This is a genomic window from Embleya sp. L77 (assembly GCF_055557415.1).
Map to the genome: position 1 here is coordinate 1,879,830 of NZ_CM145710.1, position 22,578 is coordinate 1,902,407.

General features: G+C 72.2%; 18 protein-coding genes. 11 read left to right on the forward strand and 7 right to left on the reverse strand.

What is annotated here, in order from left to right:
* Positions 1-60 precede the first annotated feature (60 nt).
* From ACZOOI_RS38120 to ACZOOI_RS38135, 4 genes are all read left to right on the forward strand, one after another.
* Positions 61-819, forward strand: a complete 759-nt coding sequence (locus tag ACZOOI_RS38120) for a ParA family protein (RefSeq protein ID WP_391585811.1) — start codon at positions 61-63, stop codon at positions 817-819.
* Positions 819-1,679, forward strand: a complete 861-nt coding sequence (locus tag ACZOOI_RS38125; RefSeq protein WP_465281393.1) for a hypothetical protein — start codon at positions 819-821, stop codon at positions 1,677-1,679. Before ACZOOI_RS38120 ends, ACZOOI_RS38125 begins: the two co-directional genes overlap by 1 nt.
* Positions 1,680-2,494: 815 nt before the next feature.
* Complete coding sequence (locus ACZOOI_RS38130) at positions 2,495-5,362, forward strand: DNA polymerase III subunit gamma/tau domain-containing protein (protein ID WP_465281394.1); 2,868 nt, start codon at positions 2,495-2,497, stop codon at positions 5,360-5,362.
* A 242-nt stretch (positions 5,363-5,604) separates the two neighbouring features.
* Positions 5,605-6,375 (forward strand): SDR family NAD(P)-dependent oxidoreductase, encoded by a 771-nt coding sequence (locus ACZOOI_RS38135; protein ID WP_396005746.1) that lies wholly within the window; start codon positions 5,605-5,607, stop codon positions 6,373-6,375.
* A gap of 177 nt (positions 6,376-6,552) precedes the next feature.
* Here the strand turns inward: ACZOOI_RS38135 and ACZOOI_RS38140 are convergent, their stop codons facing one another.
* Entirely contained in the window at positions 6,553-7,515 is a 963-nt protein-coding gene (locus ACZOOI_RS38140) for a LysR family transcriptional regulator (protein WP_465281395.1), read from the reverse strand.
* Positions 7,516-7,586: 71 nt separating this feature from the next.
* Here ACZOOI_RS38140 and ACZOOI_RS38145 point away from each other — a divergent pair, with 71 nt between their 5' ends.
* From ACZOOI_RS38145 to ACZOOI_RS38160, 4 genes are all read left to right on the forward strand, one after another.
* Positions 7,587-8,264: a maleylpyruvate isomerase family mycothiol-dependent enzyme gene (locus tag ACZOOI_RS38145; protein ID WP_465281396.1), complete on the forward strand. Its 678-nt coding sequence runs from the start codon at positions 7,587-7,589 to the stop codon at positions 8,262-8,264.
* Between the two features lie 223 nt (positions 8,265-8,487).
* Positions 8,488-9,006, forward strand: coding sequence for an NUDIX domain-containing protein (locus tag ACZOOI_RS38150; protein WP_465281397.1), 519 nt, complete (start codon positions 8,488-8,490; stop codon positions 9,004-9,006).
* Positions 9,007-9,601: 595 nt separating this feature from the next.
* Positions 9,602-11,623: an IPT/TIG domain-containing protein gene (locus tag ACZOOI_RS38155; RefSeq protein WP_465281398.1), complete on the forward strand. Its 2,022-nt coding sequence runs from the start codon at positions 9,602-9,604 to the stop codon at positions 11,621-11,623.
* 308 nt (positions 11,624-11,931) lie between these two features.
* Positions 11,932-13,209 carry a low temperature requirement protein A gene (locus tag ACZOOI_RS38160; RefSeq protein WP_465281399.1) on the forward strand — a complete coding sequence of 426 codons (1,278 nt, stop codon included), beginning with the start codon at positions 11,932-11,934 and terminating at the stop codon, positions 13,207-13,209.
* 257 nt (positions 13,210-13,466) lie between these two features.
* Here the strand turns inward: ACZOOI_RS38160 and ACZOOI_RS38165 are convergent, their stop codons facing one another.
* A complete protein-coding gene (locus ACZOOI_RS38165; protein WP_465281400.1) occupies positions 13,467-15,710 on the reverse strand; it encodes an MMPL family transporter in 2,244 nt (747 codons plus the stop codon).
* An 890-nt stretch (positions 15,711-16,600) separates the two neighbouring features.
* On the opposite strand from ACZOOI_RS38165, the gene ACZOOI_RS38170 reads away from it, so the two are divergent.
* Positions 16,601-17,461, forward strand: a complete 861-nt coding sequence (locus tag ACZOOI_RS38170; RefSeq protein WP_465281401.1) for a dienelactone hydrolase family protein — start codon at positions 16,601-16,603, stop codon at positions 17,459-17,461.
* An 85-nt stretch (positions 17,462-17,546) separates the two neighbouring features.
* Here the strand turns inward: ACZOOI_RS38170 and ACZOOI_RS38175 are convergent, their stop codons facing one another.
* The 4 genes from ACZOOI_RS38175 to ACZOOI_RS38190 all read right to left on the reverse strand — a co-directional run bounded on the left by ACZOOI_RS38175 (position 17,547) and on the right by ACZOOI_RS38190 (position 19,789).
* Positions 17,547-17,789 carry a hypothetical protein gene (locus ACZOOI_RS38175; protein ID WP_465281402.1) on the reverse strand — a complete coding sequence of 81 codons (243 nt, stop codon included), beginning with the start codon at positions 17,787-17,789 and terminating at the stop codon, positions 17,547-17,549.
* Between the two features lie 193 nt (positions 17,790-17,982).
* Positions 17,983-18,384: a VOC family protein gene (locus ACZOOI_RS38180; protein ID WP_465281403.1), complete on the reverse strand. Its 402-nt coding sequence runs from the start codon at positions 18,382-18,384 to the stop codon at positions 17,983-17,985.
* A gap of 104 nt (positions 18,385-18,488) precedes the next feature.
* Entirely contained in the window at positions 18,489-18,908 is a 420-nt protein-coding gene (locus ACZOOI_RS38185) for an SgcJ/EcaC family oxidoreductase (protein ID WP_465281404.1), read from the reverse strand.
* Positions 18,909-19,030: 122 nt separating this feature from the next.
* Positions 19,031-19,789, reverse strand: a complete 759-nt coding sequence (locus ACZOOI_RS38190; RefSeq protein ID WP_465281405.1) for a DeoR/GlpR family DNA-binding transcription regulator — start codon at positions 19,787-19,789, stop codon at positions 19,031-19,033.
* Positions 19,790-19,957: 168 nt separating this feature from the next.
* Between ACZOOI_RS38190 and ACZOOI_RS38195 the strand changes: the two genes are divergently transcribed.
* Both ACZOOI_RS38195 and ACZOOI_RS38200 read left to right on the forward strand, forming a co-directional pair.
* The gene (locus ACZOOI_RS38195; RefSeq protein WP_465281406.1) at positions 19,958-20,590 is read left to right on the forward strand and encodes an HAD family hydrolase; all 633 of its coding nucleotides are present in this window, start codon (positions 19,958-19,960) and stop codon (positions 20,588-20,590) included.
* Complete coding sequence (locus ACZOOI_RS38200) at positions 20,587-21,858, forward strand: MFS transporter (protein WP_465281407.1); 1,272 nt, start codon at positions 20,587-20,589, stop codon at positions 21,856-21,858. Before ACZOOI_RS38195 ends, ACZOOI_RS38200 begins: the two co-directional genes overlap by 4 nt.
* Positions 21,859-22,003: 145 nt before the next feature.
* On the opposite strand, the gene ACZOOI_RS38205 is transcribed toward ACZOOI_RS38200, so the two are convergent.
* Positions 22,004-22,552 carry a YceI family protein gene (locus tag ACZOOI_RS38205; protein WP_465281408.1) on the reverse strand — a complete coding sequence of 183 codons (549 nt, stop codon included), beginning with the start codon at positions 22,550-22,552 and terminating at the stop codon, positions 22,004-22,006.
* Positions 22,553-22,578 lie beyond the last annotated feature (26 nt).

Sequence of the window (22,578 nt, forward strand, 5' to 3'; positions counted from 1 at the left end):
GCTCTGGCATGCTGGGCGACGTCCGAGTACCCGTGATGGGGAAGCCAACGGAGGTCCCAGATGAGCCCTGCCCGCAGATCGGCGTCACCGCCCAAGGCCAAGGTCGTGGTCGTGATCAACCGCAAGGGTGGCGTCGGCAAGAGCACGATCGCGGTGAACCTGGCCGCCGTGCAGGGGCAGAACTTCACCCCCACCGGGCCGATCGATCCGGACGCCGACGCACCCGTGGTCGCGTGTGGAATCGACCCGCAGGGGTCGATGGAGGACTGGGCGGACCGGGTTCCCGAGGAACTCCTGCCGTTCGACTACATGTCCACCAAGGGCAAGCCCGGCATGCTCGCCGAGTTGAAGGCCGATCCGGGGGTTGCGCGCATCGTCGTGGACAGCCCCGGCTTCATGGACACCGACCCCGAGGCCGAACTCGCCACCGACCCGCTCGGCCACGGCGCGGCGGCGGACGCCCTGCGCGACATGCTCGAAGTGGCGGATCTGGCCGTGGTTCCGATCACGCCGGAGTTCATGAGCTGGTCGCCCAGCGAGTACACGATCGAGCGGGTGCTCAAGCCGCGCGGGATTCCGTACATCGCGGTGGTGAACCTGTGGGATCCGCGCGACGGGGAGACCGACCGGGCCCGGGTCGAGGCGTGGATAGACGAACGCGGCTACCCCCGGGCGCGGGAGCCGATTCGCAAGTACAAGATTCACGCTCATGCGGCGGAGGGCGGGCTCGTGGTCACCCAATACAAGGAGAGCGGTACGGCGTTGCGTGCCCGCGAGGACTTCTACAAACTCGCCCTCGCGATCGAGCAGGCCATCTGATGGGCCGGCAACGCGCCCCCAGGACGGCCGCCGAGCCGCGTCGGCTGCGGACCGCCGCCGACATGGCCAAGGAACTGCCGGCGCCGTTTCGACCGCTGTCCGACAGTCCGGTACTGATCGACGACGAGCAGCGGCAACTGGCCGCTTGCGAGGCGGCGATCGAGACGTTGCGGGTCGCGTTCTGGGCGGCCGGCAAGGCATTGCAGATCGTTCGTGACGCCCGGCTGTACCGCACTCGCTACGAGACTTTCGAGGACTACTGCCTCGACCGCTGGGACATGCAGCGCCGGTACGCGGACCGACTGATCCAGGCCTGGCCGATCGCGGAGGCGTTGAGTCCAATTGGACTCAAGGCCGTGAACGAGGCCCAGGTCCGCGAACTCGTGCCGCTCGCGGGCCGGTACGGGAACGAGGCGGCGGTGACCGTGTACCGCACGGTCGCCGAGGCGGAGTCCGTACCGCTCACGGCGGCCGTGCTGCGTGGCGCGGTGGCGGCGGTCGGCGAGGCGTTCTCGCCGGCGGCGGCGGTCGAACAGGTGCGGAACTACCTCGACTCGCTCGGCATCGAGCCGGAGGTCGAGGGCGATCGGGTGGTCGACTACACGGCCAAGGCCGCGGACACCATCCCGCGTCGATGGCTGACCACGCTGGCCCGGCAGGACCGGGCGGCCGCGGTGGCCTACCTGGACGAACTCGAACGCCAGGTGGCGCGGGCGCGACGAGAACTTGCCGAGACGGACACGACGGACGCGACGGACGGTTCCGGGACGGCACCCGGGGCCGATCCCGGGGCGGGTTCGGGTTCGGATGCCGTCCCGGGCGCGCGCTCGGATGCGGGCCGGGGCGTCGTCTCGGCGTAGCCGCCGCGGGGCGCTCGGCACTGTAGGGCGAGTGGGCGCGATGGGCGCGGCCCCTGCAGGGCGGGTTGCTCGGCCGCTATGGGGCGGGTTGCGCGTCCCCTGCGCGGCCGGTTGCGCGTCCCCTGCGGGTTCGGGGTCGGCCGGTCTCTCCGAGCCGGGTTGCTCGGCCCCTACGGGGCGGGTTGCTCGTCTGCTACGCGGCCGGGGCCGGGCGTTGCGGGGTGGTTGGTCGTGTGGTGTGGGGTGGCGGGCGCGTAGCGGACGTGCATCCCGGGCGCGTAGCGGACGGCTTGACCGTGACCGCGGAGCGGGCATGCACTCCGGAGCGCCCGACCGGGTTGCTCGGCCGCTGCGCGGCCGGACGCGTCCCCTGCGGGTTCGGGTCCGGCCGGTCTCTCCGAGCCGGGTTGCTCGGCCCCTACGGGGCGGGTTGCTCGTCCGCTACGCGGCCGGGGCCGGGCGTTGCGGGGCGGTTGGTCGTGTGGTGTGGGGTGGCGGGCGCGTAGCGGACGTGCATCCCGGGGTCGCATCGAACGTTGACGACCCGATCACCGATCGGCGCCCCACGCGGATGAGGCGGGTGCAGCAGGTGAAGCGGATGCCGAAAGCAGACTCGCGTGCCGCGAAGGTAGGTTCGCCCACCGAAGGACCGTCCGCACAGAACGAACGGTCCCGTGCGAAAGATGGTCCCCCGAACGTCGGAGGTTCCCCGCCGGCGCTCGACCCCTCTTCCGCGGCCCGAATCACCCATCGACACGAGCACTTCCCGACTCGGACCCGTGCCTCCCGCGCGGGACGAAGGAGTTGTCGTACACATGCTGGACCTCGCGCGCTGGGACTGGTCCCGGCACTGGCCCTACCTGGCCGGAGCCCTCGTCGTGCTGGCCTCGGCCGTCCTCATCGAACGTGCCCGCCGCCGCGCGGTCGCCGAACGAGCCCGCGTCGCGGCCCTGCCGGAGGAGGCCCGCAAGGCGCTGGAGAGTGACCGGACCGCGACCAGGGACCGGCGCGGGCGGCGGGTCGAGGACCTGCTGACGGCGGCGGTCGCGGCTGCGGCGGCGGGTCTGTCGGCGGCCCAGCTCGGCAAGTTCGGTCGGGACGTCATGGGCCTGCACGGGCCGTGGGCGTATCTGCCGTTCGTCGCACTGGACTTCGCCGCGGTGGTCTGCGCGCTTCGGGCTCGCCGGCGGGCCGCGCGGGGGGCCGCCGCGGGTCTGTCGGGGGCCCTCGTGTGGGTGCTCGCGCTGCTGTCCGCTTCGATGTCGGCCAGTGAGGGAGCCAACCTCGGCGAGGCGTTCGCGCTCGGGATCTGGGCGCCGATCGCCGCCGTGTTGTGGGAACTGGGTCTGGCCGAGGAGCGGCACGCCCGGACCGAACGCGCGGACCGTCGGGTCGGGTGGATCCGCTGGCTGCATCCGATCGAGCGGGTCCTGGTCCTGGCCGAACTCGCCAGTGACGAACACCTGGGCGCGGCCGAGGCGACCGAACGAGTCCGCGAGCGCCGCGCGGCCCGGGCCCTGTACCGGCTGCGCCAGGCCACCGAGGCCCGCGCCGCACAGGTCGCCGGGGCCGGCCGTTCGGCCGCACGCCCCAAGCGCGGCACCGACCGCCGATACCGTCGCGCCGAGGCCTTCGCCCAACGCACGGCCGCGCGGGTGCGACTGGCCGACGCCGCGGTGGAGGCGGCCGTACTCCCACAACTGCGCGTCCTGGTCGACGTCGGCCGGCTCGCCAACATGACCTGGCCCACCCCGGACGTCGCCGACTCGGCTCGTCGGCGAGAGGGCCACCCGCACCCTGGCACCACACACCCCGAGGGCGGCACCCCACACCCGACCCTGGTCCGCCGGGTGGCAGGCGTCGCGGTCTCGGCCCCCGCCGAGCCCCCGGCCACCGCGCACGCCCCCGCCGTCCCGGGACAGGGCCACGAGCACCTCGACCGACACCCCGCCCTCGGCGCACCCAACCCCGGTGGCGTGGCCGCGACTTCGCGTGCCGGCGCGGGGGAGCCGGGTCGAGACGCGACGGCGCCGTCGTCCGCGCCGGCCGCACGGTACGCCGGACCGCATGCCGAGAACGCGCCCCTCGGCCCACCGGAGACCGCGTCCCCGACCCGCCGCACGACGGGCGCGGGAGCGGCGCCCCCGACGACCGAAGACGCACCCCGACCTGCGCCGTCCAACGCCCCGGACGCGTCGACGGGGTACGGCGATTCGGGAGCAGCAGCCGAGGTGGCTGGAACAGCGGAGGCGGGGGAGCGGACCCGAGCGTTCGTGGCCGATCGCCGGACGGCGGCGGGCGGTGCGGTGTCGGGCGCCATGGTTCCGCCTCGCGAGGTTGGTGTCGTGCCGCCGGGCGTTGCGGGTACGCGCCACGACGGATCGCGTGCACCCGGTGCGCGTCGGCATGTGGCGGACATGGCTGCGGTGGGTGCGACGAACCCGCCTCGCGACGTGCGGTCCGAGTCCTCCGGCCGAGAGGGCACGAATCGCCAGTCGGCGGGTGCGCGGTCGGACGACCCGGACCCGGATCGAGCTGCGGGTATCACGGCGTCGGATCCCCTCGCCACGCGTCCTGACACCCACCGTGCCCACGCCCACGCCGACACCTCGTCGAATGCCGAGGGCCCGTCACAACCTCACCCGGCGACCACCGGCCTGCCCGACGAAGACCAGACGGGCCTCGTCGGTGCCCACGGGCAGGAGGAAGCCCACCCGTGGGATGGCGGAGACCTGCACCAGCACCCGACCGCCGACGTGCGATGGCAGGGGGCCGCGCACCATGCCGCGCCCGAAGTATCCCCGAACGCCACGGCGAAACCTCACACACCAACCGACGCACCACCCACGTACGCCGACGGAACCACCCTGCCCCCGACCCCGACGACTTCACACCCACACCCGTATCCGCACCCCAACCCGGACCGGGCCCTGAACCCGAACCCGGATCCGGACCCCGACCCGGACCCCGACCCGGACCCGGCGTCATACCCAGCCCCAGACCCAGCGCCAGACGCGGATCCCACCCCCGCCTCCACCCCCACCCCCACCCCCGTCGCCGCGTCGCCCGACACCCCCGCCCCACGTCGCGACGCGACGGTCCCGGCCGCGACCACCCCTCGCCCGACGTCGCCTCGCCCCCCGAACGCCCACCGCCAGCCACGCGCCCGCCGCGCCGGCACCCCGGACCCGGCGGCCACCGCCGACCCGGCATCCGCTCCCGCCGCCACCACCCGCCGCGAAGCCGGCCGCCCCATTACCGACCCGCCACCTCCCGCCACCTCCACGCCCGCCCCTCGCCGCGAGGCGCCGAACGTCACCGCACCACCTTCTCCGGCCGCGACCGAGTCGGCGGCAGGCGACGGCACTTCCGCATCCATACGAACGCCCCACCCGCCGGCGGACCCTCCGAGCGCCGAGCCCATCGAGTACGACCACGACATCCAGCGCCAGAGCCGCAGAGCGGACGGCCCTGCGCTCACCAACGCCGCCCGCCGCGACCACCGCGTCCTCACCCTCGTCTCCCTCCTCACCGCCGAAACCGACCTGACCGCCGAGGAGATCACCGACCGCCTCGGCGTCGGCGAACGCACCGGCGAACGCCTCCTGCAACAGGCCCGAGAAGAACTCGCCGCCCGCCGCAACCACGCCGACAACCCGGACCTGACCGACGCCGGCCTCTGACCCACACCCAGGCCACCTCCGGCCGCGCTCGACATCCCGCCGCCGGTCCGAGGTGCGGTCCGGGGGCGACTCATGCTTTTCGAGACGCCCCGGCCCGCGCCGGGTCGAGTGCGCGGTGTGAGTCCGGGTGCAGGCGGTCCGTGACCCTGGTTTCCCCGTCGTGGCTATGGCACGATCCGTCAGCACTGGTCAGGGGGCGCCTGTTCGCGTCTCGCACCGCTCTCGTCCGATGGAGTGAACGTATGTCGATAGCCCACGTGTCCGGTCGGTTCGACGGCAAGACCGCGGTGGTCACCGGAGCGGGGTCCGGGGTCGGCCGCGCGACCACGCTGCGCCTGGCTGCGGAGGGTGCGAACGTGTTCGCGTTGGACATCGCGGAGGCGGCGCTGGCCGAAACCGCGGAGCTGGCCGCCGGACTCGCGGGCAAGGTCGCGACCCGGATCACCGACGTGTCGGTGCGCGAGGAGTGCTTCGCGGCGGTCGCGGCGGCGGTGGCCGAGTTCGGTGGGCTGGACGTGCTGGGCAACGTGGCCGGCATCGCGCGGGCCGAGCACGTCCTGGAGGTCACCGAGGCGGACTACCGGCGGATGATGGGCGTCAACATCGACGGCTACTTCTTCATGTGCCAGGCCGCCATCCCGCACCTGCTGGAGCGTTCCGGGAACATCGTCAACATCGCGTCCAACGCCAGTGTGATGGGCTTGGCGTACAGCGTCGTCTACACCATGAGCAAGGGCGCCGTGATCCAGCTGACCCGGTCGCTGGCCTGGGAGTTCGCCAAGCAGCCGCTGCGCGTGAACGCGATCGCGCCGGGTGGCATCGACACCAACCTGGTCGCCAACTACCAGATGCCGGCGGACGTGGACTGGGACCTGGTCGGCCGGGCGATGACGCCGCGTCCGATGGCCCAGCCGGAGGACATCGCCGCGATGTTCTCCTACGTCGCCTCCGAGGAGGCCCGCAACGTACACGGCGCCGTCCTGCACAACGACAGTGGCCTGACCGCCGGCTGACCACCAGGACGACACGGCTCCGGTCCGCCACGCATACGCATCCCCGAGGGCGGGCCGGAGCACGACCCCGCGCCACCGCCAAGTACGCCGTGTCGCAAGCCGGTTCCGCCGGTAGTCGCCGCCTGCGCCGGCCCGGGCCGACCTCTCCTCCGCCGCGCCCGACGGGCCCGTCACGCCCTACCCCGCCGAGACCCCGTCGCCCGCGAAACCGGTGGCGGTCGAGTCCGCGGTCGATGCCCCCGCGGCCGGGATCCCGCGCAGACGGGACAGGAGTTCCCGGGCGGCGGGGCTCGCCGGGCCGGTGCTCTGCCAGGCGAGGGCGATCCGGGCGCGTGGGCTCGGGTCGGTGAGGTTCAGGGTGCGCAGGCCGGCGGCCGCGGCCACGGCGGGCGGCAGTGCGGGGAGTACGGCAACACCCAGGCCGCGGGCCGCCAATTGCACCAGCAACTGGGGTGCGGCGGCCTCGAAGGCGATCCGTGGCCGAAATCCCGCCTCGGCGCACGCGCGATCGAGTACCCCGCGCAGCCCGGTGCCGTGCGGCAGGCCGATCAACGGGCGGTCCCGCAGGGCGGCCAGCGGGACGGTGGTCCGGCCCGGCGTCAGCAACGCATCGGTCGGTGCCATGGCGGCGACGAGGGGTTCGTCGACCATCATCCGGAAGGTGAGTCCCGGCGGTGGCTCGGGGTCCACGATCCCGACCATCGCGATGTCGAGTTCGCCGCGGTGCAGTGCGGCGAGCATGTGTTCCGAGGTGTCCTCGGTGAGGGTGATCTCGACCCCGGGATGGTCGTCGTGGAAGCCGGCGAGCACCGATGCCACGTCGAACTCGTGCGTGGCCGCGCCGGAGACCAGACCCAGGGTGACCCGGCCGCGCAGCAGCCCGGTGAACTCGTCCACCGTGTGCCGGACACTCTCGACCGCGGCGAGCGCGGCCCGCGCGAACGGCAGTACCGCCGCGCCGACCGGGGTCGGCGTCACCGTACGCCCGGAGCGGTCGAGCAGTTGTTGGCCGAGCTCGCGTTCCAACTGCCGGATCTGGGCACTGATCCCCGGCTGCGCCAGGTGCAGACGGGCGGCCGCGCGGGTGAAGTTGGCCTCCTCCACCACGGCGACGAAGTATTGCAACTGCCTCAGCTCCATAACCATCGATTCTAGTTCCGAGAAAAGAAGCGTCTTGGACTTATCGAAGGCCGATCGCCACGCTTGATCACATGACTGGCAGCAGCACGCCGCACCCCGCGCCGGAACCACACCACACGCAGCACCCGTCGACACCGTCGCTCGAATCCGCGATCGCCGCCGAACGCCGCGAACTGGCCGCCCTGTTCGCCGATCTGCGGGCCGACCAGTGGGACGCGCCCACGCTGTGCGCCGGGTGGCGGGTGCGCGAGGTGGCCGCCCACATGTCGATGGGCTTTCGCTACTCGATGCCGCGGATCGCCCTCGAACTGATCAAGGCTCGCGGCAACCCCCATCGCATGGCCGACCGTCTCGCCCGCGCGGACGCCGCCGCCCTGTCACCGGACGAGATCGCCGCGGCGCTCGCCGACAACGCGGAGAATCCGTGGAAGCCGCCGGGCGGCAGGACTGCCGGACTCGGACACGACGTGGTGCACGGCCTGGACATCACGGTCGCGCTCGGCCTGGATCGCCGGGTGCCCGAGGACCGGCTGCGCATCCTGCTGGACGCGATCAACCCGCGCGGCGTCAGGTTTTTCGGGGTCGATCTGACCGGCGTCCAACTGCGGGCCGACGACCTCGACTGGTCCTACGGCAGCGGCACGCCGCTGACCGGCACGGGCCAGGACCTCCTCCTGGTCGCGTTCGGCCGCAGGTTGCCCCCGGGCCGGCTGCACGGCGAGCCCCGGGATCGCTTCGTCGCCGGGTGAGCGGACGCGTCGAACGACCGGACCCACCGGATGAGGCGCATGGCCGGCCACGCCGGGCCCACACCGCCGACGGCCGGACATGCGCCGAACCCCGCCTCGCCCCGCCTCGCCCCGGTCGCCCCGCCTCGCCCCGCCCCGGCCCGACCGACCCGACCGACCCGACGGAACCGACCCGCCCGACCGCCCCGAACCGGCCGAGCCGGTTGGAGCTAGGGTCGAGCAGATGACCAACGAGTTCCTGCCGCCCGAGCAGTGGTACGCGCAATTGCCCACCCTCTACGCCGCCGCCTCCGCACTGATCACCGATGCCGAGGACCGGGTGCTCCTGGTCAAACCCAACTATCGGGACTACTGGAACCTGCCCGGCGGCTTCGTCGACCGCAACGAGCCACCGCACGTCGCGTGCGCGCGCGAAATACGCGAGGAACTCGGACTCGACCTGCATGTCGGCGAGTTGCTGGTGATCGACTGGGTGCCCGAGCTCGACCCGAGGCCGCGACCACTGACCGGCTGGATGTTCGACGGCGGCACCCTCACCCCCGAGCAGATCGCCGCGATCCGCATCCCGGAGGACGAACTCGACGAGTACGCGTTCGTCACCCTCGACCGGGCCGCCGAACTGCTGCCGAGCACCGTCGCCCCGCGCGTCCCGGCCGCCGTCCGGGCCCGCGCCCTCGGCCGCGCCGTATACCTGCCCAGGCCCGACCCGACCGGACCCAGGCCCGAGCCGACCGGGCACTGATCCGACCCGACCGGACCCCGACCCGACCGGACTCCGACCTGACCGGGCACTCACCCGGCCGGACCCCGATCTGACCGGACTCCGACCCGACCGGGCACTGACCCGGCCGGGAGGCGCCGAGGTGATCACCGCGACCACCGACATCACGAACACCCCGATGGCCGCCGCCTTCGGTCGGGTCGGCCACCGCATCACCCAGGTCCGGGTGGTCTTCTCGACGCCCGAGTAGCCGCCGGCCCGAACCCCCGGCAGGCCCGCTTCGACGGACGCCCGGCCGGGGCAGGGCCGGTCCGAGTCGGTTCAGGGCCGGCCCTGCCCTGCCCCGGCCCCCCTGCCCACCCCCGGCCCGGATCACCTCCGTTCCGCCTCCCTCCCGCCACCTACACCAACTCCCGCCCCGCCGCCGCCATTTGGCCATTCCGGTCACATCGCCACACGCTTCCCCGGTACGTTTCCGGCGATGCACCGACGAATCGCGATCCGTGATTCGCGGCCGTCGCGATTCGGGTGGGGGCCCGAGTGCCGTACGGGGCGGGGATCGACGTGCCCCGATGGAGACGGCCGGGTGTGGTCCATCGTCAGGGAGGGGATCCCGATGTCGCTCCATCACGCACCGCCCGGGCGCCGGCCGGACCGCAGGCGCCGCAGTCGTTTTGCCGAGCACCCCGATCCGCACCACCCACGCGGCTCCCGGCAACTACCCGGCGCCCGACCGCTGTTCCGCCCGTTGCCGCGCCGCCCGATCGCGCTGATCGCGACCGTCACGGTGATCGCCTCCGGACTCTTCGCCGGTGTGCTCACCCGGGCCACGCCCGCCGCCGCGGCCCGCCCCGGTGTGTCCGCCTACGTCGCCAACTCCGGTTCCAACACGGTGTCCGTGATCGACACCGCGAACAACACCACGACGGCCACCATCCCGGTGGGCCGGGGGCCGTACGGGCTCGCCGCCAACCACGCCGGCACCCGGGTGTACGTGGCCGACTTCGACTCGGCCGACATCTCGGTGATCGACACCGCCACCGACACGGTCACCGGCACGATCGCCACCGCCGGCGCGCCGTTCGCGATGGCCGTCGACCCGACCGACACCCGCCTGTACGTCGCCCAGGGCAATTCCGTGCTGGTGGTGAACACCGCGACCAACACGGTCGCGGCCACGATCGCGGTCGGTACCAACCCGGTCGCGGTCCTGGTCGCCCCGGACGGCGCACACGTGTACGCGGTCAACAACGCCGGCCACGACATCTCGGTGATCGACACGGCCACCGCCGTCGTCGGCAGGACCATCGCGCTTCCCGGCTCGCCCGACGGGGCCGCGCTCAGCCCCGACGGCACACACCTGTACGCCGTGGACGACCGGTCCGGCCTGTGGGTCCTCGACCTGACCGCCGGCGGGGCGCTCACCGCGACCGTCCCGATCAGCGACGGCAGCAACGTCGCGGTGAACGCGACCGGCACCAGGGCCTACGTCTCCGCGTTCCCGGCCGCCGTCAAGGTGGTCGACCTGACCACGAACACGGTGACCGACACCGTGTCGGTGGGCAGTTACCCGGCCAACCTCACGCTGCACGTCGCGGGCGGCTTCGTCTACACCACCAACGCCGTGTCCGGCGACGTGTTGGTGATCGACACCGCGTCCGACACGGTGGTGGCCACCGTCCCGGTCGGGAGCACCCCGTACGGCATCGTCGTGGTCGGCGTCCCGCAGCCGCGCACCGTCACCTCGGTGAGCCCGAACACCGGCCCGGCGACCGGCGGTACCTCGGTGACCGTCACCGGTACACACTTCACCGGCAGCACCGCCGTCGCGTTCGGCGCGATCCCGGCCACATCCTTCACCGTCGTCGACGACACGACCATCGTCGCGGGCGCGCCACCCGGCGCACCCGGCACCGTCGACGTCACCGTGACCGGCCCCGGCGGCACGAGTCCGACCTCGGCCGCGGATCGGTACACCTACGTGGCCGCGCCCACGGTCACCTCGATCAGCCCGAACTCCGGTCCCGAGGCGGGCGGCACCGTGGTCACCGTCACCGGCACCGACCTCGCGGGCGCGACCGGCGTCACCTTCGGTGCGGGCCGGCCCGCGACCTCGCTCTCGTGCACCGCGACCTCGTGCACCGCGACCGCGCCGCCGGGGCCGGGGGCCGGCCGGGTGGACGTCCGGGTGACCACCGCCGGCGGGACCAGCGCGACAGCTCCCGCGGATCGCTACACCTACGTCGCGAGCACGGCCGACGTGGCGGTGGCGCTCCGGGCCACCGGCGTACCGTCGTTGTTCAACGCGCACATCGACTACACGGTCACCGTCACCAACCGCGGTCCCGACGCGCTCGGTTCGGCAACCGTCACGGCGCCGCTGCCGGTGCCGATGACCGCGACGTCACCCGACTGCGCGGTGGCCGACCGCACGGTGACCTGCACGGTGGGTCCGTTGGCCAAGGGCGCGGCGACCACCCGCCACTTCACCGCCCCGGTCGGCCTGCTCGGCCTGGGTCTGGCCTACGAGGTCACCGCGAGCCGCACGGCGAGTACACCCGCTGATCCCAACCCGGCGAACAACGGCGCCACGACCTCGTGCACCGTGATCACGTCACTGATCATCCTGTGCTCGTGACCCCCGGGCGGCTCCCGCGTCGATCCTGCGCCCCGGCGCGGACGGCTTCCGGGCCACCCGGAAGCCGTCCCTGACGGCCGATCAGGACACCTGCGGCGGGCCGGACTTCCGGCCCGCCGCCGGGTGCGTCCGGGCTACGCCGATCGCGAACGCGCGCAAAACGTGCTGCTGCGAACCGGGTGTCGCGGTGATGATGGGCCCGCGCACGCGCGCGACTCGCACCGCATCGGGTCGGACCTCGGTCGGACCGCACCCCGGTGCCGCGCCTCGGCCCCGATGGGCGCACCCGGACCCACGAAAGCGAACGCATGAGACCCTCCTCGGCCCCCCACGACCCCGATCGACTCGACGCCTCGATACCGGCGCCGCCCCCACCGACGGACCCCCACGACCCGGCCCACGAGAACTTGCTCGACATCCCGATCGAACTCCCGCACGACCCGACCGAAACACCGGCCGAGGCCGAGCGGCCCACCGGCGTGACCCCGATCGAGCTGTTCTTCGACCTCGTCTTCGTCTTCGTGCTCACCCAGGCCACCCACCAGGTGGAGTCCCATCCGGGCTGGAGCGGACTGTTCCAGGGCATGTTGCCGCTGGCGGCGATGTGGTGGATGTTCGGTGCGTTCAGCTGGCTGACCAACGCGGTCCGCCCGGACGCGACGGTGGTCCGGCTGCTGCTGGCGCTCACGATGACCTCGTTCTTCGTGATGGGCCTGGACCTGCCCTACGCGTTCGACCCGGACGGCTGGGCGTTCGGCCTCGCCTTCCTGGTCGCCGTCGCGATGCACGTCGCGCTGTTCCTGACCGCGTCCCAACCCTCGGCCCGCGCCGGGATCGTTCGACTCGCGCCGTTCAACGCGGTCGGCGGCGTACTGATCCTGATCGCGCCGCACCTGCCGGACGCCGGCACGTGGGTGTGCTGGGCGGCGGCCATCGCGGTGCTGTACCTGTCGATGGTGATCGGACGCATCCGCGGATTCGTGGTCGAGCCGCACCACTTCGTCGAACGACACGGCCTGATCATCCTGATCGTGCTCGGCGAATCGGTCGTGGCCGTCGGCATCGGCGCAGGCGGCCGGCCGGTCGACTGGAAGCTCGCGGGGGGCATCCTGCTCGGCATCGCGGTCGCCACCGGCATCTGGTGGACGTACTTCGGCAGCGACGACGAACGCACCTTGCGGGCCATGTCGGAGGCGTCCGTGGAGCGCCGGCAGATGCTCGGCTACGTGGCGTTCGGCCTGGCACACGCGGTGATGATCGCCGGCATCGTGCTGGTCGCGGCGGGCATCTCGGACGCCATCCACCACCTGGGCACCCACACGAACCGCTGGTGGTTGGGCGCCGGCCTGGCCACGTTCCTGCTGGGCCACGCCTGGCACCGCTACGTTCTGGCCACGGGGCCGATCGAGGGACGCGTCGTCGTCGCGGTGGTGGGGGTACCGCTGATCGCGTCCGTGGCGGACACGGGCTGGCTCGCACTCGCCGTCGCCACGCTGCTCCTCGCGATCATGACCGTGACCGACCACCTCCGCCGGACCCACGCCGCGGAGGAACCGGACCCGCGACCGGTCACCGCGGCCGGTTGACCCTCGGGTCGAACCACCGGCCCCCGGCGCAATGAAACGGGGTGGGCCCGAGCATGCGCCCGGGCCCACCCCGTCCGGATGCCGGTCCGATCGGGCCCGGACCGCGTCCCGATCCCCTCCGGTCGGGACCTGCCGCCGCGCGGTCACCCACCACACACTCCGCCACAAGCACGGACACCCGCCGCGCTGCCCATCGGCAGCACGGCGGGTGTCGGTCACCTCGGTGTCCCCCTCAATGGGTCACCTCGAAGCCCCCGTCAGGGGACCTTCACCAGGTCGGGGCCCGGGACTTCCTCCCCGGCGTTCGCCGCAGCCCGGGCGTCGATGTGCTTGCGCAGACTCTCGCCCTCCACGTCGACGTTCGGCAGGATGCGGTCGAGCCACTTCGGCAGCCACCACGCGGACTTGCCCAGCAGCGCGAGCACGGCCGGAACGACCGCCATGCGGACCACGAAGGCGTCGAGGAACACGGCCGCGGCCAGGCCGAAACCGATCATCTTGATCATCGAGTCGGTGGCCCCGATGAAGCCGGCGAAGACCGCGATCATGATGATCGCCGCGGCGGTGACCACGCGTGCGCCGTGCTTGAAGCCGCTGACGACCGCCTCGCGCGGGCTCTCGCCGTGCACGAACGCCTCGCGCATGCCGGTGACGAGGAAGACCTCATAGTCCATTGCCAGGCCGAACACCACACCGATCAGGAAGATCGGCATCATGCTCATGATCGGCCCGGTCTGCTCGACACCGAACAGCTCGTTCAGCCAGCCGTACTGGAAGACCATGACCACCGAGCCGAGCGCCGCGGCGACCGACAGAAGGAACCCGAGGGCCGCCTTGAGCGGCACCAGGATCGACCGGAACACCGCGATCAGCAGCAGGAAGGCGAGCCCGACCACCAGGATCAGGTACGGGAGCAGCGCGTCGTTGAGCTTCTGCGAGAAGTCGATGTTCAACGCGGGGGTACCGCTGACCAGCGTCCTCGACCCGCTCGCGGAGTCGGCCTTCTTGACGGTGGAGCGGATGTCGTGGACGAGCGTCTCGGTCTTCGGGTCGCTCGGCTTGGTCGTCGGCGTGACCTGGATGGTGGCCAGGTTGCCGGCGTCGTTGAAGGCGACGGCGCCGACGGAGGCGACACCCTTGCCCTTGAGGGTCTCGACCTGTCGGCGGACCGCCTCGGCGGCGGCCGGGCTGTCCTTGCTCTTGGCGGTGTCCACGACCAGCATCAGCGGACCGTTGAACCCGGGGCCGAAGCTCTCGGCGAGCATGTCGTACGCCTGGCGCTGCGTGGTGCTGGTCGGCTGCGCGCTGTCGTCCGGCAGGCCGAGGTTCATGCTCGCCGCAGGCAGCGCGACGGCGCCGAGTCCGACCACGGAGAACAGCAGTACGGCCACCGGGTGGCGCAGTACGAAGCGGGCCCAACGCGAGCCCATGTTCGGCTTCTCGTGACCGTGGCCGAGACCGGCCTCGTGCTTGGCCGCGCGCTTGCGGTCCTTGCGGCCGAAGATGCGCTTGCCGGCGAAGCCCAGCAGCGCCGGCACGAAGGTCAGGGCCACCAGGACGGCGATCACGACGGTGAATGCCGCGGCCAGACCCATCTCGGTGAGCACCGGGATGTTCACCACGGCAAGGCCGGACAGCGCGATGACGACGGTGAGCCCGGCGAAGACGACCGCCGAACCCGCGGTCCCCACGGCCCGCCCGGCGGCCTCCTCCGGTTCACGCCCCAGCCTCAGCTCGGTGCGGAATCGGGAGACGATGAACAGCGCGTAGTCGATGCCGACCGCGAGACCGATCATCATCGCCAGCGTGGACGTGCTCTCGGAGAGGTCGAAGATGCCGGCCACCGCGGTGATCCCGGCTATGCCGATACCGACTCCGAGGATCGCGGTGAGCAGCGGCAGCCCGGCGGCGATCATCGCACCGAAGGTGATCGCGAGCACGACGGCCGCGACCCCCACGCCGATGATCTCGCCGTTGCCGACGCTCGACTCGGCGACCAGCGCGTCGCCGCCCACCTCGACGGTCAGCCCCGCGCCCTGGCCCTGCTTCACGGCGCCCTTGAGGATGTCGCGGGAGGAGTCCTTGAGCAGGTCGGCCCCGACCAGGTAGTCCACCGTCGCGTACGCGGTCCTCCCGTCGGCGCTCAGCGTCGCGGCCGAGAACGGGTCGGAGGCGTCGGCGATCTCCTGGGTGCCGCGCAGCGCACCCATCGTCTTCTCGACGCCGGCCTTGTTCTGCGGGGCGTCGATCCGCTGCCCGTCGGGGGCCCGGAAGACGATGCGCGCGGTGGCGCCGCCACCTCCGGAGTCGGGGCTGCGCTCCTCGAGCAGGTCGAGGGCCTTCTGTGCCTCGATCCCGGGGATCGAGAACGGCTTGGCGGCGGGCTTGGAAGCGGATGCGGCGCCCACGCCGACGGCGACGAGGATCGCCACCCAGATCAGCAGGGCGATTCGCCTCCGGCGGAACGTCAAGCGCCCGAGTCGATACAGAAAGGTAGCCATGGAAACGGATCTCCGGGTCGGTCGAGGGGTCGACAACGGCCCGCGGGCCCGGCCCGGGGCGGCAGGCATCGCCGGTCGGGCGGAACGCGGAAGTCGGCGCGCCGAGGCAAGGCATACGGACGTGCCGGGGACTGCGGTACGAGGGGTCAAGACAAGGGAGGACTCACCACGGGCGGGCGGGAGTCCGGGCGCGGCACACCACCGGGGCGGGTGCCGCGTGTCGGTGAAGCGGTCGGGTCGGGCGTGGAACGAGGCGGATCCGGGTCAGGCCGGACAGCGTCCGCCGAACGACCGGGCAGTCGACCAACGCCGGCGGTCTGCCGGATGGTCGTCGTGGGTGCCGGGCCGACGGTGCGGATGCCGCATGCGGCGAGTCTCCTGACTGGGCGGTGATTGCTCCACCGACCCGGGGTCCGCGAAAGTTTGGTGTGTGGGTCTGACTCTAGAAAGTATTGCGGCCGAATCACGGTCACGACTCCCCCGCAGGGCTTGACGTCGCGTACTACGAGGGACGTAGAAACGAGGCGCTACTACCGCTCCTGCACTGCGCCCGATCTCCACCCGAGTCCGCCCACGACGCGGACCGGGCGTGCTGAATGGGTTCACCGTCCCCGACGGTGCACATCGTGTCCGCCTTCGGGTCCACGACACCGGTGATGACGGAAGCGGTGATGACGGAAGCGGTGATGACGGAAGCAGGGATGACGGCAGCAGGGATGACGGCAGCAGGGATGGCCAGGCGGCCTCTCCGGGCTCGCTCGCCCGCCCCTCCCCGCTCCGGCGCCGAGGGGCCCGTCACCTCGAAGGTCACTCCGGCCGCCGGGGAGTCGGAGGTGCCGCGCCGGGAAAGGTCCTGCCCGAGGACGCAGGTATCGCCTACGGTCGTTGCCATGGCCGAAACCGTTGATCTGTCCGCGATGTTGCTTCGTGACGAGACCGGCCGAGGACTCACCGGCTATCTCGCGCGCCCCAAGGGCAAGGGCCCGTGGCCGGGTGTGGTCGTCCTGTTCGAGGGGGCGGGGCCGGACGCGGTCAACCGACGGCATGCGGATCGCATGGCCGAGGCCGGCTGTCTGGCGCTGATGCCGGACCTCTACCACGGTCGCGGCCCGAACCGGTGCATGGTCTCCGTCATGCGCTCGGTATCGACCGGCCGCGGTCGGCCCTACGCCGACATCGAGGCGGCCCGGCAGTGGTTGTCGGCCGCGGGGGAGTGCACCGGCAGGATCGGGGTGATCGGCTTCTGCATGGGCGGCGGCTTCGCGCTGGTGCTCGCGGGGCAGGGCACCTACGACGTGGCCGCGGCCAACTACGCCCAACTGCCCGGCGATCCGGACGCCGCGCTGCGCGGCGCGTGTCCGATCGTCGCCTCATACGGCGGCAAGGACAAGGTCTTCCGCGGCGGGGCGGCAAAGCTGGAAGCGGCCCTGAGCCGGGCCGGCGTCGAGCACGACGTCAAGCTCTACCCGGACGCGGGCCACTCGTTCCTCAACGAGGCCGACAACGCGCCGCCGCTGCTCCGCCCCGTACTGCGCACCATCCTGGGCATCGGCCCCGAACCGGTCGCCGCCGCGGACGCCTGGCAACGCATCGACACCTTCTTCGCCCGCCACCTGGCCACCGCCGACCCCCCGCCCGACACCACAACCGCAGCCCCCGTCGCAACCCGACCCGAAGCACCCGTCGAGGCCCCGCCCGCAACCGCCGCCAAGCCCCCGGCCGAAGCCCCGGGCACCACGCCGACCGACTGATCCCACCTCGCCGCCCTCTCCGCCTGCGTGCCGGGCCGCCGGGTACCGCCCCTCGGTGAGAGCAGGGGCGGTACCCGGTGTCGGATCAGGCCCAGTACTCCACGTACAGGGAGAAGCCGACCGCGCCGTTGCCGGTGCAGTGGTAAGTGCTCGCACCGGCGTAGTGCACGTACATGGCGCCGGTGTTCTGGCACTCGGACAGGTACCGGTAGGTGGCGATGTAACTCCCGCTCGCTGCCTGCGCCGAGCCGGCTCCCGTCGTCACCAGTCCCACCGCTGCCGTGGCCGCGAGCGCCAGACCGGCCACTCTCCGCGTCGACTTCGACATGTGTTCCCCCGTTCGTCGATCAAGCACGAGCGCTCATGGTCCAACTCCGGTCGCAGCGCGTCAAGATCCATTACGCAGGGGCAATAGGCCGATACGGAAAGGGAGTTGGCCGCATGCGTCGGAGCGGGCCCGAGTGCGTCGAGCGTGGCGTCGCCTGCGCCGAGGCGGGCCGCCGCAGCGAGGGCTCGGGCGGCTACGCGAGGTACATCTCCAGTTGGATGTCGTTCGGGTCGCGGAAGGCGATCAGTGTGAAGCCCGTCGTGGGGGTGACCCGGATTCCCGAGTGGGTGACGCCGGCCTCGGTCAGTCGGGCCTCCCACGCCTCCAGGTCGGCGCGGGTGTCCACGGTGAAGGCCAGGTGATCGAGGCCGGTCGTGCGCTCGTTGAACGCCGCGCCGGCGTCCGCGTGCCGGTGCCGGGTCAGTGCGACGACCACACCGCCGGGGTGCCGCATGATCCGCCGGTCGAAGTCGTCCGTGTCCCACGGGATCACCGGTACGAAATCCAGGACTTCGGAGTACCACCGGACCGAGGCGTCCAGGTCGCGTACGTTCAGCGCGACGTGATGAACCCCGGAGAAGCTCGCCTTCGACACGTGTTCCGCCCTTCGTGGCCGACCGTGCCCGCTCACCCGTTCGAGCGGGATCGCCCGAGCCTAATGCCGCCGACGATGTCCTCGGTGGATGCCATCGGCGTTCCTCAGGTCAGGATCGGGGTCGTCTGGGCCGATGCGATGCGCCACGCGTCGTCCTCCTTGACCACGACGTAGGTGAGTCGGCCGGAGGCCGAGGGGAGCGCGGGCGTGGCCGAGTCCGCGTCGCCGGCGCCCTCTCGTCGGTCGAAGACCTGCTTGAGGCACACCACGATCGCCACGTCCTCGCGGACGAAGTGCACGTCCTGGATCTCGGCGGTGGTGGCCACGTCGGCCAGCGGCGAGGCCATCGCCTCGCGCATCGCCGAGGCCAACGCATCCCGGCCCGACACTCGCCGGCCGCCGAAGTTGACGATGTTCACGTCTGCGGTGTGCAGCGGGACGAATGCGTCGAGGTCGTTCTGCAACTGCACGGCGTCCGCGACCAGTCGACGGATAGGGGCTTGGTCGAACGATTCGGTGCCCATGTGAACTCTCCCGTTGCCAGAGGTTGTCGCCGAGGACCGAGCGTCCTCTGCGGAGGAGTATGGAACTTCAAGGGGACTTGAAGTCAACCATCCTCGCAGAGCACTTTCGAAGCGGGGTCCGGTCACACCACCCGCACGTCCACGCCCAGGTCGCGCAGGCCCGACACCGCCTCGATCGGTGCGCTCTCGTCGGTGATGACCATGTCGAGATCGGTGGCCGGACAGACGTGGCCCAGGCCGGTGCGGCCGAACTTGGTTCCGGTGCAGACCGCGACGACGCGCTGTGCGGAGGCGATGGCCGCCTGCTTGATCGGCACCTCGGTCAGATCGTTGGCGGTCAGACCGTGGTCGACGGACAGGCCGCAGACCCCCAGCACGGTGGTGTCCACGCGCAGCGTGCGCAGCGACGTCTCGGTGAGATGCCCGCCCAGCGTCAGGGCGCCGGGCGTGGTCTGACCGCCGGGGACCAGCAGGCGCACGTCGGGCGCGTTGCCGAGGACGTACGCCGCATGCAGGTCGAGCGGGACCACGGTGACCCGGCGCCGGGCCAGCACCCGGGCGATGGCCAGGCTGGTGGTGCCGCCGTCCAGGATCAGCGATTCGCCGTCGGTGACCAGCGCGTCGAACGCCGCGGCGATCCGGCGCTTGCTCTCGGGCGCCTCGTGCTCGCGCACGCCGAACGGCAACACCTCGCCGCGCAACACCAGGCTGACCGCGCCGCCGCGGACCCGGCGCAGCACGCCCTGCTCGGCGAGCTGGTCGAGGTCGCGGCGGATGGTCATCTCCGAGCAGCCGGTCTCCTCGGCCAGCTCGGCCACGGTGACGCGTTCCGCTGTGCGCATTCTCTCAATGAGCAAAAGCTGGCGTTCCGAACCTTCCATGTGTTCAATCAAACGTGTTGTATGTTCGAAAGTCAATCGACGCGAGCGGTGTGATCGGCGCATGCGATGCGAGTTCGTCAGGCGTCCACCGTCATCCGAAACCGTGCCCAGCGGCCCGAAGCCGTCCAGGCCCGTCAAGCCGTCAAACGACTCGATCAAGGAGTTCCCATGCGCACCGAGTGGATCGTCTTCGACTTCGGCGGGGTCATCTGCATGCCGCCGCCGGACCACGCGAGCGAGGCCCTGGCCCGCACCGTCGGGGTCGCCCCGGCGCAGTTCTGGTCCGCCTACTGGCCCGATCGTGCGGCCTACGATGCGGGCACGCTCAGTGCCGCCGAGTTCTGGAGCGGCCTGTGCACCCGCCTGGATCGGCCGGTACCGGACCCGGACCGGCTCGACCTGCTGGTGGCCGGCGACCTCGCCGCCTGGATGCACCTGAACCAGGACACCCTCGACCTGTTGGCCGAACTGGCCGGGCTCGCCGACCGGGGAGTGGCCCTGGCGCTGCTGTCCAACGCCCCCATCGAAATGGCCCGCCGGATCGACGAGCAGCCGTGGGCCCGGGTGTTCCGCCACCGGGTGTTCAGCGCCGACCTCGGCCTGGCCAAGCCCGACCCGCGCATCTACCACCACCTGTGCGCGCAACTGGACGCACACCCGAGCGAACTCCTGTTCGTCGACGACCGCCCGGAGAACCTGGACGCGGCCAGGGCCGTGGGCATCGAGTCGCTCCTGTTCACCGACACCCCCACGCTGCGCGCCGACCTCGACCGGACCCGGGCCATCGGATCGGTCCGGTGAGCACCGCGGCCGACGCCCCGGGCGGCGCCCCCTCCGGCGCCCTCGGGCGGCAGGCCCACCCCGAAGTGCCCGCCGACGTCCCGGCGTTCCCACCCGGCGCGGCGGTCGCCGCCTGCGTGGCCTTCGTGCTGATCGGCGCACTCCAGGCGCTGTACGGACCGGCCATTCCGGCGCTGCGCGACGAGTTCGACCTCGGCCCCACCGGTGCCGGTCTCGCGCTGAGCGCACACTTCGCCGGCGCGCTGCTCGGCGTACTCGGCGGCGCCGCGCTGCGCCGCCGAGGGCCCGATCGCCGACTCCTGGCGGTCTCCTGCCTGGCGATGGCCGCCGGCGCCGCCGGATTCGGCCTCGCCGGGTCCTGGCCGCTCGCGCTGAGCGCGGTGTTCGTGCTGGGGCTCGGCTTCGGCGGTATCGACTACGGCCTCAACGTGATGGTCGCGGCCGGCTTCGGCCGCCGCGGACCGGCCATGCTCAACATCCTCAACGCCCACTTCGGCCTGGGCGCCATCGCCGGACCGGCCCTGCTCGGCGCACTCGGCGCGAACCGCTACCCGGCGGTGTTCGTCGGTTGCGCGGTGGCCTGCGTGCTGATCGTCCCGCCGCTGCTCGCGGTGCGCGACACCGCGACCGGCGGCGCAGCGCAGCCCCGGGCCGGCGGGAGCACGTCGCGCACGGCGGCGGTGCTGATGGCGGCCTTCGTCACCGTGTACATCCTGCACGTGGGCATCGAGACCGGCGTCGGCGGCTGGGAACCCACCCACCTGGAGGCCCTCGGCCACTCCACCTCGACCGCCGCCGGCGCCACCGCCGGATTCTGGCTCGCGATGACCGTCGGCCGCTTCCTGGTCGCGCCGATCAGCCTGCGGCTGAGCCCGCGGGTGGTGGTGGTCGGCAGCTGCGCGGCGATGACCGGCTTCCTGTTCCTGGCGGCGGTGCCGGTCCTGGCCCCGTACGCCTACCTGGGTGTCGGGCTCGCCATCGCACCGATCTTCCCGACCGGACTGGCCTGGTTGGCCGAACGTGTCCCGGGGTCGGCGAGCGCCGCCGCGTGGGTGATCGCAGCCTCGATGATCGGCGGCATCGCGTTCCCGCCGCTGCTCGGCGCGGTCTTCGAGGCGTCCTCCGCGGCCGGCTCGATCCCACTGCTGCTCGGCGCGCTGTCGATCCTGTGCCTGGCCGCCGCGGTGGCCTGCGCCCGAATCGGACCGGGCCTCGGTGGGCGGGCCGAACGGCGGGCCGGCGGGCGGATCCGACGGCTGCGCCCGTGATGGCGCAACGGTCCGCCGACGTCCGACCGGGGTCGGGGCGTCGGCGGACCGGAGTCGGGACTCGCCTCGATGCGCGGGATGCGCGGGATGATGCCTGGGGTGTGCCGACAGTGGCTCGGGGCGCGAGCCGGTCGGCACGCGGGCGTCACGCCTCCTGCTTGGCCTCGATCTCCAGAACGATCGTGATCTTGTCGCCGACCGCCGCGCCGGCCGGGCCGCCGGTGACGCCGAAGTCGCTGCGGCTGATCTCGGTGGTGGCGGTGAAGCCCGCGACCGGGCTGCCGTCGAAGCCGGTGCCGAAGCCGTTGAGTTCGAGTTCGAGGGTGACCTGCTTGGTCACGCCGCGCAGCGTCAGGTCGCCGTCGACCCGGTAGACCAAGGACGACTCGGCGCGGATGCCGGTGGACACGAAGGTCAGCTGCGGGAACGTGTCGGTGTCGAGGAAGTCCTCGTTGCGAATGTGGTCGTCGCGCATCTTGTTGTTGCTGTTGACCGAGGCGGTCTCGATGGTGGCGGTGACCGACGATTCGAGCGGGTTCTCCGCGGTGACGATCGAGCCGCCGAAGTCGTCGAAGCGACCGCGGACCTTGGCCACGCCCAGGTGACGTACGGAGAACGAGACGTCCGAGTGGACCTGGTCGATGGTCCAGGTGCCCGCGACGTAGCCGGGGATGGTCTCGACGGTGGTGGTCATGGGAGCTCCTTGGTGCGGTGCGGTGC